The organism is Paenirhodobacter populi (assembly GCF_004022215.1).
Taxonomy (GTDB): domain Bacteria; phylum Pseudomonadota; class Alphaproteobacteria; order Rhodobacterales; family Rhodobacteraceae; genus Rhodobacter; species Rhodobacter populi.
Genome location: NZ_SAUZ01000004.1, coordinates 184,806 through 199,800, shown reverse-complemented (window position 1 = coordinate 199,800; position 14,995 = coordinate 184,806). Strand labels below are relative to the sequence as shown.

Annotated in this window: 22 protein-coding genes and 1 pseudogene; 8 read left to right on the top strand and 15 right to left on the bottom strand. The window is 62.0% G+C overall.

The annotated features are described in order from the left end of the window. Positions 1-9: 9 nt before the first annotated feature. The gene (locus D2T30_RS05630) at positions 10-282 is read right to left on the bottom strand and encodes a hypothetical protein (RefSeq protein ID WP_128208084.1); all 273 of its coding nucleotides are present in this window, start codon (positions 280-282) and stop codon (positions 10-12) included. Positions 283-515: 233 nt separating this feature from the next. Then, positions 516-809: pseudogene (locus D2T30_RS23555) on the bottom strand (DUF6915 family protein); the annotation flags it as partial. Between the two features lie 44 nt (positions 810-853). On the opposite strand from D2T30_RS23555, the gene D2T30_RS05615 reads away from it, so the two are divergent. Next, positions 854-1,963 (top strand): tyrosine-type recombinase/integrase, encoded by a 1,110-nt coding sequence (locus D2T30_RS05615; protein ID WP_128208083.1) that lies wholly within the window; start codon positions 854-856, stop codon positions 1,961-1,963. Then, positions 1,960-4,047, top strand: coding sequence for a tyrosine-type recombinase/integrase (locus D2T30_RS05610; protein WP_128208082.1), 2,088 nt, complete (start codon positions 1,960-1,962; stop codon positions 4,045-4,047). The genes D2T30_RS05615 and D2T30_RS05610 overlap by 4 nt, the downstream gene beginning before the upstream one ends. Here the strand turns inward: D2T30_RS05610 and D2T30_RS24310 are convergent. The 5 genes from D2T30_RS24310 to D2T30_RS05585 all read right to left on the bottom strand — a co-directional run bounded on the left by D2T30_RS24310 (position 3,934) and on the right by D2T30_RS05585 (position 6,726). Then, positions 3,934-4,269 carry a DUF6915 family protein gene (locus D2T30_RS24310; RefSeq protein ID WP_128208081.1) on the bottom strand — a complete coding sequence of 112 codons (336 nt, stop codon included), beginning with the start codon at positions 4,267-4,269 and terminating at the stop codon, positions 3,934-3,936. The genes D2T30_RS05610 and D2T30_RS24310 overlap by 114 nt on opposite strands. A gap of 11 nt (positions 4,270-4,280) precedes the next feature. Further along, complete coding sequence (locus D2T30_RS05600) at positions 4,281-4,769, bottom strand: DUF6878 family protein (RefSeq protein WP_128208080.1); 489 nt, start codon at positions 4,767-4,769, stop codon at positions 4,281-4,283. Between the two features lie 132 nt (positions 4,770-4,901). Then, positions 4,902-5,504: a DUF1281 family ferredoxin-like fold protein gene (locus tag D2T30_RS05595; protein ID WP_128208079.1), complete on the bottom strand. Its 603-nt coding sequence runs from the start codon at positions 5,502-5,504 to the stop codon at positions 4,902-4,904. Positions 5,505-5,833: 329 nt separating this feature from the next. Then, positions 5,834-6,175 carry a DUF5983 family protein gene (locus tag D2T30_RS05590; RefSeq protein ID WP_128208078.1) on the bottom strand — a complete coding sequence of 114 codons (342 nt, stop codon included), beginning with the start codon at positions 6,173-6,175 and terminating at the stop codon, positions 5,834-5,836. Next, positions 6,172-6,726, bottom strand: a complete 555-nt coding sequence (locus D2T30_RS05585) for a hypothetical protein (RefSeq protein WP_128208077.1) — start codon at positions 6,724-6,726, stop codon at positions 6,172-6,174. Before D2T30_RS05585 ends, D2T30_RS05590 begins: the two co-directional genes overlap by 4 nt. A gap of 336 nt (positions 6,727-7,062) precedes the next feature. On the opposite strand from D2T30_RS05585, the gene D2T30_RS05580 reads away from it, so the two are divergent. Genes D2T30_RS05580 through D2T30_RS05570 form a run of 3 tightly spaced genes read left to right on the top strand, consistent with a single transcriptional unit; the run spans position 7,063 to position 8,379 of the window. After that, entirely contained in the window at positions 7,063-7,377 is a 315-nt protein-coding gene (locus D2T30_RS05580; RefSeq protein WP_128208076.1) for an ArsR/SmtB family transcription factor, read from the top strand. Beyond that, positions 7,374-7,730: an SRPBCC family protein gene (locus D2T30_RS05575; RefSeq protein WP_128208075.1), complete on the top strand. Its 357-nt coding sequence runs from the start codon at positions 7,374-7,376 to the stop codon at positions 7,728-7,730. Before D2T30_RS05580 ends, D2T30_RS05575 begins: the two co-directional genes overlap by 4 nt. Before the next feature lie 43 nt (positions 7,731-7,773). Further along, entirely contained in the window at positions 7,774-8,379 is a 606-nt protein-coding gene (locus D2T30_RS05570) for an ATP-dependent Clp protease proteolytic subunit (RefSeq protein ID WP_128208074.1), read from the top strand. A gap of 101 nt (positions 8,380-8,480) precedes the next feature. Here D2T30_RS05570 and D2T30_RS05565 read toward each other — a convergent pair whose 3' ends face one another. From D2T30_RS05565 to D2T30_RS05530, 8 genes are all read right to left on the bottom strand, one after another. Further along, complete coding sequence (locus D2T30_RS05565) at positions 8,481-8,903, bottom strand: hypothetical protein (RefSeq protein ID WP_128208073.1); 423 nt, start codon at positions 8,901-8,903, stop codon at positions 8,481-8,483. Beyond that, a complete protein-coding gene (locus tag D2T30_RS05560; protein ID WP_128208072.1) occupies positions 8,896-9,138 on the bottom strand; it encodes a type II toxin-antitoxin system prevent-host-death family antitoxin in 243 nt (80 codons plus the stop codon). Before D2T30_RS05560 ends, D2T30_RS05565 begins: the two co-directional genes overlap by 8 nt. Before the next feature lie 96 nt (positions 9,139-9,234). Further along, positions 9,235-9,480, bottom strand: coding sequence for a type II toxin-antitoxin system Phd/YefM family antitoxin (locus D2T30_RS05555; protein ID WP_128208071.1), 246 nt, complete (start codon positions 9,478-9,480; stop codon positions 9,235-9,237). A gap of 231 nt (positions 9,481-9,711) precedes the next feature. Beyond that, entirely contained in the window at positions 9,712-9,951 is a 240-nt protein-coding gene (locus tag D2T30_RS05550) for a hypothetical protein (RefSeq protein WP_128208070.1), read from the bottom strand. Positions 9,952-10,156: 205 nt separating this feature from the next. After that, entirely contained in the window at positions 10,157-10,423 is a 267-nt protein-coding gene (locus tag D2T30_RS05545; protein ID WP_128208069.1) for a hypothetical protein, read from the bottom strand. Beyond that, a complete protein-coding gene (locus D2T30_RS05540; RefSeq protein WP_128208068.1) occupies positions 10,413-10,664 on the bottom strand; it encodes a hypothetical protein in 252 nt (83 codons plus the stop codon). The genes D2T30_RS05545 and D2T30_RS05540 overlap by 11 nt, the downstream gene beginning before the upstream one ends. A gap of 174 nt (positions 10,665-10,838) precedes the next feature. Further along, the gene (locus tag D2T30_RS05535) at positions 10,839-11,312 is read right to left on the bottom strand and encodes a hypothetical protein (protein WP_128208067.1); all 474 of its coding nucleotides are present in this window, start codon (positions 11,310-11,312) and stop codon (positions 10,839-10,841) included. A 98-nt stretch (positions 11,313-11,410) separates the two neighbouring features. Next, positions 11,411-13,555: a ParB/RepB/Spo0J family partition protein gene (locus D2T30_RS05530; RefSeq protein WP_128208066.1), complete on the bottom strand. Its 2,145-nt coding sequence runs from the start codon at positions 13,553-13,555 to the stop codon at positions 11,411-11,413. A 210-nt stretch (positions 13,556-13,765) separates the two neighbouring features. On the opposite strand from D2T30_RS05530, the gene D2T30_RS05525 reads away from it, so the two are divergent. From D2T30_RS05525 to D2T30_RS05515, 3 genes are all read left to right on the top strand, one after another. Beyond that, positions 13,766-14,215 (top strand): universal stress protein, encoded by a 450-nt coding sequence (locus D2T30_RS05525; RefSeq protein ID WP_128208065.1) that lies wholly within the window; start codon positions 13,766-13,768, stop codon positions 14,213-14,215. 54 nt (positions 14,216-14,269) lie between these two features. Next, positions 14,270-14,560 carry a hypothetical protein gene (locus tag D2T30_RS05520; RefSeq protein ID WP_241651208.1) on the top strand — a complete coding sequence of 97 codons (291 nt, stop codon included), beginning with the start codon at positions 14,270-14,272 and terminating at the stop codon, positions 14,558-14,560. A 147-nt stretch (positions 14,561-14,707) separates the two neighbouring features. Then, on the top strand, positions 14,708-14,986 hold the full coding sequence (locus D2T30_RS05515) for an HU family DNA-binding protein (protein ID WP_128208064.1): 279 nt from the start codon (positions 14,708-14,710) through the stop codon (positions 14,984-14,986). The last annotated feature ends 9 nt before the right edge of the window (positions 14,987-14,995 follow it).

The window sequence follows — 14,995 nt, the reverse complement described above, 5'->3', positions numbered from 1 at the left end:
TGAAAGAGGTCAGATCGCCGGGGCACCGTGGATCTGGTCGGTGTCGAACCCGACATCTTCAGCGACCACCCGGCGCTGATCAGCGCTCACCTGTTCGATGAACACGATGACCCCTTCACGCCGTTCATCGAGGAGGACGTGCTCCGGCCGGGAGCTCTCCTCCATTGCCGTGAGCGCTGCGGCTTTGGCCTTTACGACGGCTTCGTCGTCGCTGTCCGCCTCGACGGTGAACCCCTCGTAGGCGCGCAGCCAGAAGCCGATCCTGACGGAATACCGGGTCATACCTTTTCTCCTTCCATAACTGTTACGATTGCAGCCAATACTTTGTCGGTGGCGGCCCGGGTCCTTGCGTGTTCCTGCAGCATCAGCCGATAGAAGCGCTTGCGTGCTGGGCGAAGGCCCCGTTCCTGCAGGATGGTCGGATGGAAAAGACGGGCCGCGGCCCGTAGCACGGCGCGGTCACTTGCGCCCGGATCCACCCTGAGCAACGGGTAGGACGGGTCGGTGATCCGGTCAGGCGTGGGCGATTGCGGGTCGACCTCGCGCTCGATCCGCTGCGTCCTTCCCATCCAGGGCTCCGGTCGGATCGCCTTTGCCCAGTCGGCAAAGCTCGGAATGAAGCCCAGATCTTCGTTGACATGTTGCTCGCCCACCCATCTTGTGGGGATGATCCGGCCCGTAGACAGCGTCAGAGTGTCACCGAAGATGGCGGCGCAGGCATACACGCCTTCGGCATGATGCCGAAGCGCACGGTGTTGAAATGTCGCGATAATTTCCTTTGACCGGTCAATTATCTGGACACCTGCAATTTCACCTCCAAAGCTGAGGCTTTCACCGTTTCCGAGGGCGGATTATGCAAGTCACCAGATGTCCAGAGGGGGCTCTCCCTCGCTATTCTGTCCGCGACGATGCGGGCAATTCCGTTGAACCGATTCGCGATTTCCTCCTTTATCTCGACGCTCGAGGGTCATCCCCGAACACCATCCGCTCCTACGCCTACGATCTGCGGCGTGTTTGGGAGTTCTTCGACGCCCGAGGTCTCGAGTGGCAGGGCTTCAACATCGCGAACGCCGTAGATCTGATCGCTTACCTGCACGACCGGATCGATCTCCGAGCTGGCCGGCTCACAACCGCGCCTGACCCAGAACGGCTGTCACCGGCAACGGTCAACCGAGCGTTGGCCGCGATGTCGTCGTTCTGCGACTGGGCTATCATCGCAGGGACGCTGACCCCGCCAAACCCGATGCGGATCAGCAAGAGTATCAACAAGCCTTCGGTCAACGATCGGCACCGTCCATTTTTCGAAGGCGTCTCACGTCGCTCAGCGAGTGTGCGCGTTATCCGTGTCCGCACGGTTCACCGCCTGCCTCGTCCGATGAATGACGACCAGGTCGAGCGTCTCCTCGCCGAGGTGGCTTGCCTGCGCGACCGTGCCCTTGTGCAGTTAATGCTGCATGGCGGCCTGCGGCCGGGCGAGGCGCTCAGCCTGCATCTCGAGGATATCGCCTATGGGCGGCGGCGCGTCGCCATTCGATGTCGCGACGACCACCCAAAAGGGGCACGCGGAAAGTCACGAGTTGAACGCCTCGTCGACCTGCATGACGGGCAGGCCCTCGATACCATCAGCGCCTATGTCATGCGTGAACGTCCGCGGGATACAGACTCGCCATTTATCTTCCTGGTCGGCGGAAGCGGCGGGAGGCGCTCTGAACCATTGTCCTACGCTGCGCTGGCCAAATCTTTCGCGCGTTCGGCAGCGCGGGCCGGGATCAAATCGCCTGGCGTGTCACCGCACGCGCTGCGGCATACGCACGCCACTCGGATGTGGGAAGCTGGCATGCGAGAGCTGACCTTGCAGCGTCGACTGGGGCACGCATCTCCTGAATCGACACGCATATACACACGCGTATCCGACGCCACGGTGCTAGCCGAGTACAGCCGGGCGATGGGGTTGAAGCCATGACATATCCATTGCCGAGCGCCCTGCGAACGTTTCCGACCGATATCACCCCATCGCATTGTGCCGAAGAGGAATACCGCACTTTCATCAGCGACCTCGACATGACCCGCACGATGAAGAATCGGTATATCAGTCAAAGTAGAGATTTCGTTGCGGCCTTTCCCGATCTCGCACTTTGGTACGAACAACCATTGGAGGTCCGTGTAGGTCGAATCTACGGGACATCCGCCTTCACACCCGAACATCCTTCCTCGTTCTGGGCGCGGCAATATCTCTACTACCTCGCCTTCACAGACCGGCTGCGGCTCGACTACGGATTCCTGCTGTCAATTTCGCCCATGTATGCCGCCCAGCTCGCAAACTCTCTGGGCATCGATCTGGGCATTCCAGATCTTCGCAAGCGCCAGAAAGCGATGGGGTATCACCAGACGACACCACAGGGGTCGACCATCTGGGTGGTTTCCCGCATCGCGCTTCATGCCGGCATACGCTCGCCTGAACTTATCAGTCCCGACGACCTCGACGCGTTGAACGATGCGATTTCTGCATATGCGGCGTCTTCCCTGATGAAGCGCTTCCATGGCCACAACCCGCAAAAGGCCATGACAACCGCCCATTACTGGCATCGCTATGTCCGCCAGTCACAGCTTGTCCTGCATCACATCGGCAACGGCATCGCGCGCCCACGCATGACCGCCGACAAGCGACGGCCTTATATCTATCCGAGGCCGGACATGGGTGTTTTTATCGAGCGCTGGCTGGAGATCAAGCGCACCAGCCTTTCCAGGGTGACGGTCGACCACTGCGCCGTATCGCTTCGCCGCTTTGTCGACTTTCTGGTTCGTCACGATCCGAAGATCGAGAGGTTTGCGGATATCACGGCCGAAGTGATGACCGCCTTCCTAATCGATCTTCGGACCCAGATTGGCGCCAAGACCAAGCTTACATTGTCCATTACCGCCCAGAGATCCCGCGCGCTCCATGTCGCGCAGTTCCTCAGCGAAGGTGCCGCGTGGGAATGGCCGGATTTTCCGACACGACCGGTTCTGAACACGCGCGATCTGCCGCGTCTTCCGCAACGCCTGCCGCGATATATTCCTGCCGAACAGCTTGGCCCGCTCATGGACGAGGTCCGCAAGCTTCCCTGCGATTTTCAACGCGCCGCAATTCTGACCGCGCGATGGTCCGGCGCCCGTCGGACAGAGATCACGAGATTGCCTGTCGACTGTCTGGACGCCTATCCTGACGGAACGCCTCGGCTGCGCATTCCTGCGGGAAAGACCTATAGGGAACGACTTGTGCCGCTTCACCCAGAGGCTGCTGACGCTCTTCGCAGAGTTATTGCCATGCGCGCAAAGTCGGACGAGCGCCCGATTCCAGATGCCCGAACTGGACAACACGTCAAGCTGCTCTTCTACCGCCGCGGTGTCGCGATCTCGCCAGACTACCTGTTCAACTATCCACTCAAAGGCATCTCCCAACGACTCGGCCTCGTCGATGGTAAAGGGCAGAATCTCATCTCGGCACATCGCTTCCGCCACACAGTCGGTACCGAACTAGCAGAAGGCGGCGCAAGGCTGCAGACAATCATGGATGTCCTCGGTCACCAAAGCCCTCATATGTCGATGGTCTATATCCGTGTCAGCGACGAAGCAGTGCTCGCCGACTATCAGGCCGTATTGAAGCCCGATGCGCCGATCGCCGGACCCGCGGCCGAGATCATCCGCAATCAGCGCCTGCCGCAAAGCACGGTCGATTGGCTGAAGTGCAATTTCCTGAAGACCGAGCTGGAACTCGGCCATTGTCTCCGGCTGCCGGAAGAAGGTCCCTGTGAATGCGACCTCTACCTGAACTGCGCCAAATTCGTCACCACCCGCTCTTATGCACCGAGGCTACGGGCGCGCCATCGCCTCGAACTCAATCTCACCGAAGATGCGCGTTGCCGAGGTTGGACAAGAGAGATCGAACGACATTCAGGAATAGCCTCCCGCATCGAGCAGCTCCTCGTCGAACTGGGTGAGCCAGTCACAGACGCGGCCCAGGAAGTCGGACAGACAGTCGAAGCGGCACGGAAAATGTCGCGGTAGCCCACAGGTACCTCCCCGCCGCCCGCTCCGCTGCGCGCGTATCCGCGCTACGCGGGCGGCGGGTCCCCTCCTATGGACAACCACGACAAACCCCGACCGGGAGAACAAAAACTGCTTGATTGTCCGGATAACATCTAACCACTCATGGATGGCCAGGTAATCGTCGACGGTGCCGCCCCATTTTTTCACAGAGGACAGGGCGTGGTGGTATGGATGTGCCATATCTGCCTCCCTCAGAGCACGTGGGCGTAGTGTTCGGAGGAGGTGAAGCGCTCGTTGAAGTCGAGCTGGATCGTCTGCGCCCGCGCATCGACACAGAATTCACCATAGGCGCCATCGTTGATTTCCCAGCCCCCATGGGTGCTGGCCAGAAAGGCGTAGATCATGTGCTCGATGGCATCCGGCAAAGTCATCGCCTGCGCGACGATGCCGGGATCTCCCCAGGCAGTCGAGGCGATCATGACTTCGGTATCGGGCAACACCATCAGAACATCGTCGCGAAAGGCATCGATGCTCTCGATCTGTCCGGAATCTCCGGACCCATCGAAAGCAACCGTAACATGGGTGATACCGGCGGCGGTCAGAGCGGCGAAAAGCGCCGCCTTGTTGCCGTCGACAAGCGAGGCCTCCCGGGCCTGATACTCTTTGTGGCTGGCCATATAGGCCTCGAAATCCAGCCCGGGCGTGAGCGTCGCCGCAGGCTTCGTATCGGTCTCGGACATGGTGTGATCTCCATCTGGCATGCGGTTGCGAGCCGGCGCCTCTCTCTGGCGACCTTCCGGCTCACCCCCCTGCCCCGCCCTCGACCTCTCCGGCGCTGCTGTCGGCCCTGACGGGCCGACAGCCTTCCTGGCTCAGGCTTCGCCCCCTTCGTCCTCCTCCTCATCGGGGCAGGCGACGCCGTAGACCTGTTCATAAAATTCCGGTGTCGGCTCCACGGTCTCACCGAGGTAGGTGCCATCGGAGATCACCGCGCCGAAGGCAAAGAGCCATCCTTCGTCGAAGCTCAGGATGTCGATAGTGAGACCCTCGCATTCCGGCCGGTTCGCCAGTGCCGCAAAGATCGGCTCGGGGGGAGACCAGGCAGTGTCGAAGCTGAAATCGAGCTGGTCGTCATCTTCGGCGATCAGCCGGAAACTGTAGGCGTTCCATTTGGTGCCCCAGTTGGCGATCGACCAGGAATACCAAGAGGAATGCCCGAACTCCTCTTTCGCCCGGATCGCAGTTTTCGCCTTTTCCTCGCAACCGGGTGCGGTTTCCCGGATCCAGGCCTTCAACCCGGCATAGTCCGACACGCCCGCGGCTTTGACATGCGGGAATGACAGGTACCTTGCGATCTCGGTCTCGAGGGTTTCGCCAGGCATCCTGAGGCTGTCGGCAACATCGAAACGCCCGAGCAGCAAAAGACCCAGCTGGACTTCGGAACTGCTCTCGGTGTTGCGGATCAGGTCGGGCATCGGCACGATCCGCTCGAAATCGAATTCTGCGGACAGAACCTCCCGACCGTCCGGACCCGGCTCCCTGATCTCGGCAAGGAAGGCCCGCTTGAACGCGAGCCGGGCTTCCCGCGGGCCGGTGATGGTCAGCCTGCTTGTGACGTGATTTGGCATTGAACTTCTCCGGAGCGCCAGGAAGGGACGTCCGGGTCTGCGGCGCTCCCTGCATCCCCCGGACACCCCCGTCCCGGCCGACCTTTCCCTCTCGACATCGCCACATGAAAAAAGGGCGGTCCCCTTCGGGACCGCCCTGACAGCGCGCCACGCCTCCTCACCCGCAAAAGCCCATGCTACCAGTCGAAGATCGGAAGCGCCGCACAGGTCTCTGCGTCCTGGTCCAGCAGCACGTATTCCGCGCCGGATGCGCGCGCGTGCGCGAGGATGTTCTTCAGCACCGGATCCACTACCCGGTCGAAATCCGGGTGGTCAAACCCAGGATCCGGGACCCAGATGAAGAAGCCGGTTCCGAGGTTCCAGACCGTTGGCATCCCCTCTGTGCCCTTGCCACGCGCCCGCCGTTCACATTCCTCTTCCAGCGAGGTGGCAAGATCTTCGGTCAGATGTGCCGTGCTGATATCGGCGAAGATCCTGAGACGCAGGCTGTCGGACCCATCAGAAATCGTGCCGGTCATTGGACGATCTCCCGCAGCGCCAGGCGGATCTCTTCGCGCCAGAGCGGATCGACCAGCCGCCCTTCCAGCACGCTGGCCCTGTGCCGCAGGGCCTTTGCAGCTCTGAAATTGTCCAGGCCCGCCTCATAGCTTGCGTCGGCGCGGATGCGGCTGGCCTCGGTCACAACCTTGCGGACGTCGAGGTCGGTCGCAACCGGCTCACACCACTGGATATCGCGACCGGAAACCTCGCCGGCGAGCACAAGGCGTTTTTCGGTGTCGAGGATGACCACAAGGATCGGCGAGAAATCCTGCGCTCCGTCATCTTGCGGGAAGGCCCCTTGCGCGGCGGCGCGCGTTGCCATCGCAATCGCCTCCGCCGGGTTTTCGCATCGTCCCATGGCCAGTGTCTGCTGCTGCCACCAGGTGCCAAGCACCGGATCTTTCTCGACGTGCTCGACCTCGCCAATGCAGGTGAGGATCAGTGGCTGCGCGGGCGCGGCGGCGATTGCGGCCGTAACCCGAACGGGCGGGATGGCGGTGGATTTCGTGATGTCGAAGGCAACGGTCATGACAGGCACTCCGGGTCGGACCCGCGGGAGCCACTCTCCCGCACCTCAAATCCGACACGGGCCCGCCCTCCCTGCCTCTCCCTCTGAGGTGCCCGGCTCGCCGGAACGAAAAACCCGCTTGCCGGGACGACAGGCGGGAAATGGGAGTGGTTTCTGTTGTGGGTTCGGGCGGCAGGAGCCGTATCTTCCGCCAGTTCCGGAGATGTCACGCTATAGCGCTCCGCTCCGGCTGAATGTGGCACAACCGATCTGGAAGGCGATCAGGCCACAAGGATCCGCAGATGAAACTCGCGGATCAGGCTTGCGAATCATATAAGTGACCGCTTATCTGTTGGCATGATGGAGACCGAGATTTTCAGAGCCCTGGCCGATCCAACGCGCCGCGCGATCTTCGAGAAGCTGGCGGGTGGCAGCATGAACGCAAGCGCTCTGCGGCAGGGCATGGACATCAGCCAGCCAGCCATGTCGCAGCATCTGGCCGTTCTGCGCAATGCGATGCTGGTGCGCGAAGAGCGGCAGGGGCGGTTCGTGAACTACGAGGTCAACCCGGACGGGGTGGTGCTGATCGCCGGATGGCTGGCGAAGTATCGTGCCTATTGGCCGGCGCGGGTCGACGCCCTGAAGGCTTTGCTGAAGGACATGGATCAATGAGCGAGGCGGAGGCGAGGCCGCAGGCGAAGGTGCTGGAGTTTGAATACAGGCTCGATGCGCCGCCGGAGAAGGTCTGGCGGGCAGTCACCATTCCCGCCTTTCGGGAGAAATGGCTGCCCCGCCAGGACCTGGCCGACCGGGAGCCGGTCGCGACTATCCCGGGCAAGGAGATCAGCTACAGGATGCGGGATGACGATCCCCCCTTCCTTGAGAGCATCGTGACGTTTCGGGTTGCGCCGGATCCCGACGGTGGAACCGTGCTCAGGATCGCGCATGGGCTGGCGGATGCGCAACTGACGCCCCGGCCGCCGGTGGCGAACGACAATATGCCCGTGCTGATGCGCGCCGCCTAACGGCCACCCCGATCAACATAACTTCAGCCGACAGGAGTTCGCCATGCGCGAAGCGATGCAGCTCGTCCCTATGGTCGTCGAGCAATCCAGCCGGGGCGAACGCTCCTTCGACATCTATTCCCGCCTGCTGCGAGAGAGGATCATCTTCCTGAACGGCGAGGTGAACGACACCGTGTCCGCGTTGGTCTGCGCGCAACTGCTGTTTCTGGAGGCCGAAAGCCCCACGAGGCCGATCCAGATCTATATCAACTCACCCGGCGGGGTCGTGACCAGCGGTCTCGCCATGTATGATACCATGCGATACATCCGCGCGCCGGTTCACACGCTTTGCATGGGAACGGCCCGTTCGATGGGATCATTCCTGCTGATGGCCGGCGCCCCCGGCGAGCGCGCGGCTCTGCCCAATGCCAGCATCCTGATCCACCAGCCCTCGGGCGGCTTTCAGGGACAGGCATCTGACATGCTGATCCATGCGGAGGAGATCGAGAATACCAAGCGGCGCATGACCCGGCTCTATGCCGAGCATTGCCGGCGCAGCTATGAGGAATTCGAACAGGCGATGGACCGCGACCGCTTCATGACTCCGGAAGAGGCGATGGAATGGGGGCTGATCGACCGCATCCTGACGGAGCGCGAGGTCACCGAATGAGTCCTTCGGCAGACGGTGGAGGCCTCTCCCGCCCAGCTATGCGATCATGCCCCCGCGGGGTTGCGCCCGGGGCGCGCGGACCACAAGACCCGGCCTTCCGGTCAGCGCCGGGGCGTCTGGCGCAGTTTGCGCGCGCGCACGGCCTCGATCAGCACGGCCTGCACCTTCTTCACGAAAGGCTTGCTGAAACCGCCGATGCGATTGCCCGGCTCAAAGTAATAGCTTTTTGCCGGGATATCGGTGTTGACCTCGTCGGCAATGACCCAAAGGCGGATGGTCTGGTCAAGCCCGGCGCGCCTTTTTTCGATCTCGGGCACCTCGACCGCGAAGGCGTTGCCTTCGGAAGGCTGTGACGTGATCGGCGCCAGAAGGGTTTCAACCTCCCCTTTTGCATTGCGGCTCAACAACAGCAGCGAGACAGGGCGCTCCTTGCGACCCTCTGTCTCGCCCCGGGCTGCCTCACGGCTCCACAGAAAAGGGTAGACCCATACATCGCCAAGATCGGGCTGTTGCGAGTCAGTCATGGTCGATACTGTTCTGGAGGGCGCCGATCAGATCGGCGGCCTCCGCATCCGTCAGATCGGCCACGTGGAAGGCACGGCGCGAGTCGCCACGCGCCTGCAAATGCTCGAACCTTTCGGCGCTCAACACGACAAAGCGGGGTTTGCCGTGGCGGGCAATGGCAACCGGGGCTTGTGCGGCAGCGGCCAGAACATCGCCGGTCTTGTTCGCAAGTTCGGTCGCGGAAAACTGCTTCATGCCACCCTCCTAAGGATTGCCCCTAAATTAGCTAATTTAGCCAATACTGTCAATATGCAGAATTTGCTTCCGGAACAAGGTGGCTCCTCTTTGGCGTCACGTCCTGCCGTCCTCAGCAAGGCCCGGCAGAGCGGATTCGCGCTTTGCCAGATGCGCAACCGGCATGTCTTCGGTCGCAAAGGTCTGGCGCTCTCCCTTGGAAAAGCGGCTTTCATAGCCATGGATGCTCATCAGGACAAACCGCACCGCCCCATGCCGGGTGATCGCGACCGGCTCCTGACTGGCCGCATCCAGCACATCCCCAAGGGCGCAGTTGAGTTTGGATGATGGAAAGGAACGCATGGCAAATCCTCCGCGGGATCTAAGATAGCTGATCGGGGGCGCTCCGTCAGAGGGTGACATGGAAAAAGGTCGGCCCCGGAGGGCGGCAGGTGATCTCCATCATGACCGCTCGAGGCTGCCAGTCGTGGCTACGCTCGCGCGGGTCGATGATGCGGTCCCCCGCGGGGAGCGGCCGGAAGGTACCGGCGTTCGGGGTGAGGCGTTTCCATCATATCGGCCACCTCCCATGCCCTATTCAGAGCTCGGTTGCGAACTACCATCCCTGGCTCCGAGATTGGTTGGGGGCTGGTGACGGTTGATCATCCGCTCGACCTCGGCGTCCGGCACCTCGCCATCGTCACCGATGTCGATCGTTCCGAGTGTATGATAATCCGGCGTTCTGATGCGGATAAAGTGCGAGTAGAATCCGCGCTGCTCCAGAGCCATCAGGCCGGCAGCTTCGACTCGTGCTTTGACATCGTTGATCTTCATATCTTTTCTCCTACCTGGGGTTTTTGGCCGCCAATCACGGCCGCAGATGCGTTAAGGGATCCACCCGCCAGCGCGCCCACAGGTGGCGCGCTCCCGTCCCTCGAAGTCACCGCGACCGAAGCTGTCTTCGGTCAGCGCCGCAGCCCTGCTTCGGAGAGGCAGTTTCGTCATGCGGGAAGGCGGATCTCCGTCATGGATTTCCGGATCAACGGGCGACGCCGGTCACGATGCCATACTCGATCGGCTCGTGATCCCGCAGAAAAGCGAGACAGGCACGGTGGTATTCACTGCCTTCGGTTGCTTTCGCCACGACATGGCGATGCGCATCGTGATCGCTATTGAAAACGGCATCTTCATCGCGGCGTTCGAGACGCCAGTTCGTGCCGTCGCTGTTACCGGGCGCATAGCTGATGAACCAGCCTTCGGCCTCGGCAACTGCGTCATCATAGGGGGGCGAGATTTCAGAGTTCATATGTCTCTCCGGGATCTGGGGAGGGGCATCGAAAGGCGTCCCACAGACAAACACCTGAAGCGTTGCTCTGAACCTCGACCTTGTATGTGCCGAGATCGTCATGCGTCGTGCCGATCATCGCGGCGTGTTCATCGCTCAGGAGATACCTGGCGCGAGCCTTCGCGGCAGGAAGGCCATCGACCAGTGCGGTGCAGATGTCGAAACCGTCACGATCTTTCAGGATGACAGTGTATTCAGCCATGTTGAGCTCCGTGGGTCATCGGGTTCGGTGGGATCTTGCGGCCGCATGATCAGCTGCAGGTCTGGATCGGGTTGAGGAAATCGCCCTTTTTCCCATGGCCCGCCCGTCGCCGCCAAAATGAAAACCCGCCTGCCATGACGACAGGCGGGCAACGGGCGGGACCGCAGTTCGGCGTCAGGCGGCCAGAGCCATGGCCGGTTCCGGCGGTGTCGCGTCTTCCACCACCTCGAAACGCGCGAGGTGATAGGGGTTCTTCGCCAGCCAGAGTTCGGCAGCCTCCTGGCTTTCGGCCAGATGCAGCAATTCGGTCGTATCACCGAAGATCTGCACCACCCGGACCATTCCCGGGCGGGGCAGTTCCGCGATCTCGAATTTGAGTTCGGAGGCCACCGAATAGGTTCGATGCATGACCACCAGGATCACGCCCGCCGAGGAAAAATCACCCTCATGCAGCGTGATCGTGGCCGGGAAGCTGTTGCCATTGGCACCCGATCGGCCCGGATCTTTCCGGACCAGCCGACCGCATCCGTTACTGCGTTGCCAGGCAGCGAGCCTTTTTGTGAACCTGGCCGGAGGCTTCGGCTTTCCGTCGCTATACCGAAGCAGCGCACCGAGGGGTGCGCACGTGAAAATCTGCTGTGCAGACATGGGGTTCTCCATGATGAGACCGGACCCGGCACGCGCCAGGTCGGATGTGGGATTGAAGGGGAAGATGGGACGGCGCGCTGCGCCGTCCCGAGGAGCGATCATTCCGCCGCCACCAGTTCCCCGGCTTCGGCGTCATCGGTCGCCGGTTCAGGATCGACCGTTTCATCCGCCAGGAAGGCAGGGAGGTTTTCGACGGGTGCCGTATCCTCCTCGGTCGTGATCAGATCTTCATCACCTTCGACCCGAAGGATTTCCGGCAGCCAGCCAGTCCCGTCGAGCAGGCGAGCCGCCTCGCGGGCCATGTCGCCTTTCTTGAGGTGGTCGATCAGCTGCGCAGCCCCCTCCCCTTTCGCCTCGCGGACGGCTTCGAGGATGCGCGGCTTCGTCACCCGACCGAGATAGTTCTCGACCGTGGGCTGCCAGCCCGTCTCGACCATGTCGAGATCGGTGGCCCGGGCGAGACGGTCAGCTTCCACTGCCCGACATTGCAGAGCATGCGCGCTGAGCCCATATCCGCTATAGGGGTTGGGCTTTTCGTGCTGCGCGTTGACGCCGAAGGAGACGCAATGCGCGAGCAATGCCAGTCGGCTCGCCTCATCAAGCCCCACAATCCAGTCCCAGAGGGCCTGATCGTCCTCCTGCGGGATGTCCTGCTGCCAGGCCTGATGGCGCTCCGCGATCGACAGAGCCGGGGGGAACGATGCCAGGTCTTCCGGCGGCGTCGACGGATGCACCGCGCGCACCGAAGCTTCGAGGCAGCGCGCCTGCGCCGTGCGGAAGCCATCGGTGACCAGCTTGTGCAGGAGCAGGGTCATGGCGACATGCGGATGCAGGGCCACGGCGTCCTGAAGGGCGATCGTCCGATACGCCGTCAGTTCCGAAAGCAGGCGATCCGGCAGAGGCTTGATCGCGTCGCCTTCATCCTCCTCGGGCTCGGGAGGCTGCCCACCCACGCTAACGACGGTCGCGGGTGCCCGGTCGTCGTATGCACCGTCGCGACCGTCATAATCGCGGTCGGGCAAATCGTTGTCGCCAGCATCGTCCTGGCCCTGCGGCGCCTCATCATCCGGCCGGACAAAACCGCGCTGGACGTCGAACTTGCCGTCGAGCGTGATGCTGAGGAACACGCCGGCACGCGCAATCTCAGCCGGGTCGAAGGTTTCGGGGCGGTTGTCATAGGCCTCGAGTGCTGCCTCGATCTCGCCCAGGCGAGCGTCGATTTCTTCCGGGTATCCATCGGGGGAGGCGTATTCCCCGTCAAGCTCGTCAAACTCGGTACGAAGCGCCTCGCGGATGGCATATTCCTCTTCGGTCAGCTGTGCCGAGGCGGAAACCAGTTTCCGCAGCCCGTGGCTGTGGCCATATTCGAAGCTGACATCCGCCTTGACCCACTTCCAGCCCTCAGTGGCAATGGTCTCGGCCTCCGCCTTCAAACGCTCGCTGACCAGGCGATCAAGCAGGCCGACATCTTCGATCCAGCCGCCATTGTCATCCTCAAAGAGGTCACGGGTGCGCGTGCCACCTGCGAGTTCATAGGCTTCGAGCCCGATGAGCCGCACCCGGCGGTCGGAGCAGCGGACCGAGGTCTCGTGCAGCCTGCGGCGGATATGATGGGGATCGCGCTGCCAGGTATCCTTCACCGCGTTCCAGACCTGGACCTGCCGTTCGGGATCGGAAGAGACCGTGAACGCCATCAGTTCCTCAAGCGTCATCTGGTCGGCGGCATAGACCTCGAGCAGTTCCGGCGCGACCGAGGCCAGCTTCATGCGCTGCTTAACCACGGTCGCCGGCACGAAGAAAGCGGCCGCGATCTGTTCTTCGGTCTGGCCTTTCTCGCGGAGCGTCTGGAACGCCCGGAACTGGTCGAGCGGGTGCAGGGCGGCGCGCTGCGTGTTCTCGGCCAGCGAGTCATCCTCGGCGAGGATATCGCTTTCACCTTCGCGCATGATGCACGGAACCGGGGCGTTCTTCGCCAGGCGCTTCTGCTTCACGAGGAGCGCAAGGGCCTGGAAGCGCCGGCCACCGGCCGGAACGTCGAACATGCCGGTCTCATTGCCCTCGTCATCGAGCAGCGCCCGGACGTTGAGGCTTTGCAGCAGGCCCCGGCGCGCGATATCTTCGGCAAGTTCCTCAATGGAAATGTCCGCCTTGATCTTGCGGACGTTGGACTGGCTGAGCACCAGTTTGTCGAAGGGGATGTCGCGCGAGCGCGAGAGGGTGATTTTCTGAACGGCCTTGGCCATCTGATCTTCTCCACGACGGGCGCCGGGAGCCTCTCTCCCGTCTCCGACCCGTCACAGAAACCCCACCCTCCTCTTCCTCTCATCTCACCGGCCCAGCCGTCGTAGGCTTCACATACCACCCCATCACTCTTGGCGAACACCGTTGGGCATGCGACAGAGGAGATGATCCAGCGAAAGCAAGGTATTCCCCGGCACACTCAAGGAGCAGCCATGTACAATCATATCCTGATTTCCACGGACGGGTCGGAAACGGCGACCAAAGGCCTCGATCATGGCCTGACACTTGCGAAAGCGCTCGGATCAAAGGTGACCATCGTCACCGTGACCGAAGCTTTTCCGATCTATGCCGCAGCGGCCGGCGGCGCCTGGGTTGCCCCCGTCGAGCTCAACGGGGGCTATGAGGAAAGTCAGAAGAAACTGGCCGAAGAAATCCTGAAATCAGCGCAGGAAGCCGCAGAAAAGATCGGTGTCTACGCCGAGCTGGTGCACGTGCCGAATTCCCTGGCTGCAGAGGCAATCGTTGAGACCGCGAAGACCAGGGATTGCAGCCTGATCTGCATGTCGTCCCATGGTCGTCGGGGTCTTGGACGGCTGCTGCTCGGCAGTCAGACGGCGGAAGTGCTTGCCCATAGCCCGGTGCCGGTTCTCGTCGTCAGATGACACCTTTAACTGCTCACGACCGACGCAACCGGCGTGAAGCCGCAAGGCAAGATCATGACTGAGGCTGATCTGCCGCCGGACTGGCTGCATCTATTGCGCGCGGCCAGCGAGAACCCGGATGGTATCCTTTCCCTTGCGGATACCGCAGACGAGGCAGTCGATGCCATTGCGGAGCGACTGACTGATCTGGGCTTGTTCAGGATCGTGACGGCGCGAAGGTATATCCTCACCGAAAGCGGCCGAGCCGCGCTCGGGAGCCGCCGGAAGTCCCGCGTGGGCGGCCCCAACAGGGCGAACTCTCGCCAGCCGGCCGGTTGGTTGCGCCGTCTGCTCCGCTCCCCCTGAGGCCGGAAATGCTGGCGGCTGGATGTGAAACTTCGCTCATCGCCTTTGGCAGAAAAACGGAAAAGACTCGCAGCGGCTGTGATTTCGGCATTCCGCAGGTGACGCGGAACTGCCATCTTCACCGATGGAAACGCGGAGTAAGTACAAATGACGACCATCAATGATATTGCAGCGAAAATTGCCGAGGATCAGGGACTGACCAAAGCCCAGGCCAAGTCCGCTGTCGAAGCCGTGTTCAAGGCGGTGACGGACGCGGCGACCGGCGGAGAAGAGACTTCGATCCCGGGCTTTGGCAAATTCAAGGTGAAGGAGACGCCTGAGCGTGAGGGGCGAAATCCCGCCACCGGCGAGACCGTCACCATCGCGGCAGCTAAGAAGCTCACTTTCACGCCGGCCAAGGCGTTGAAGGATGCCCTGAAAGTCTGAAACCGGGCG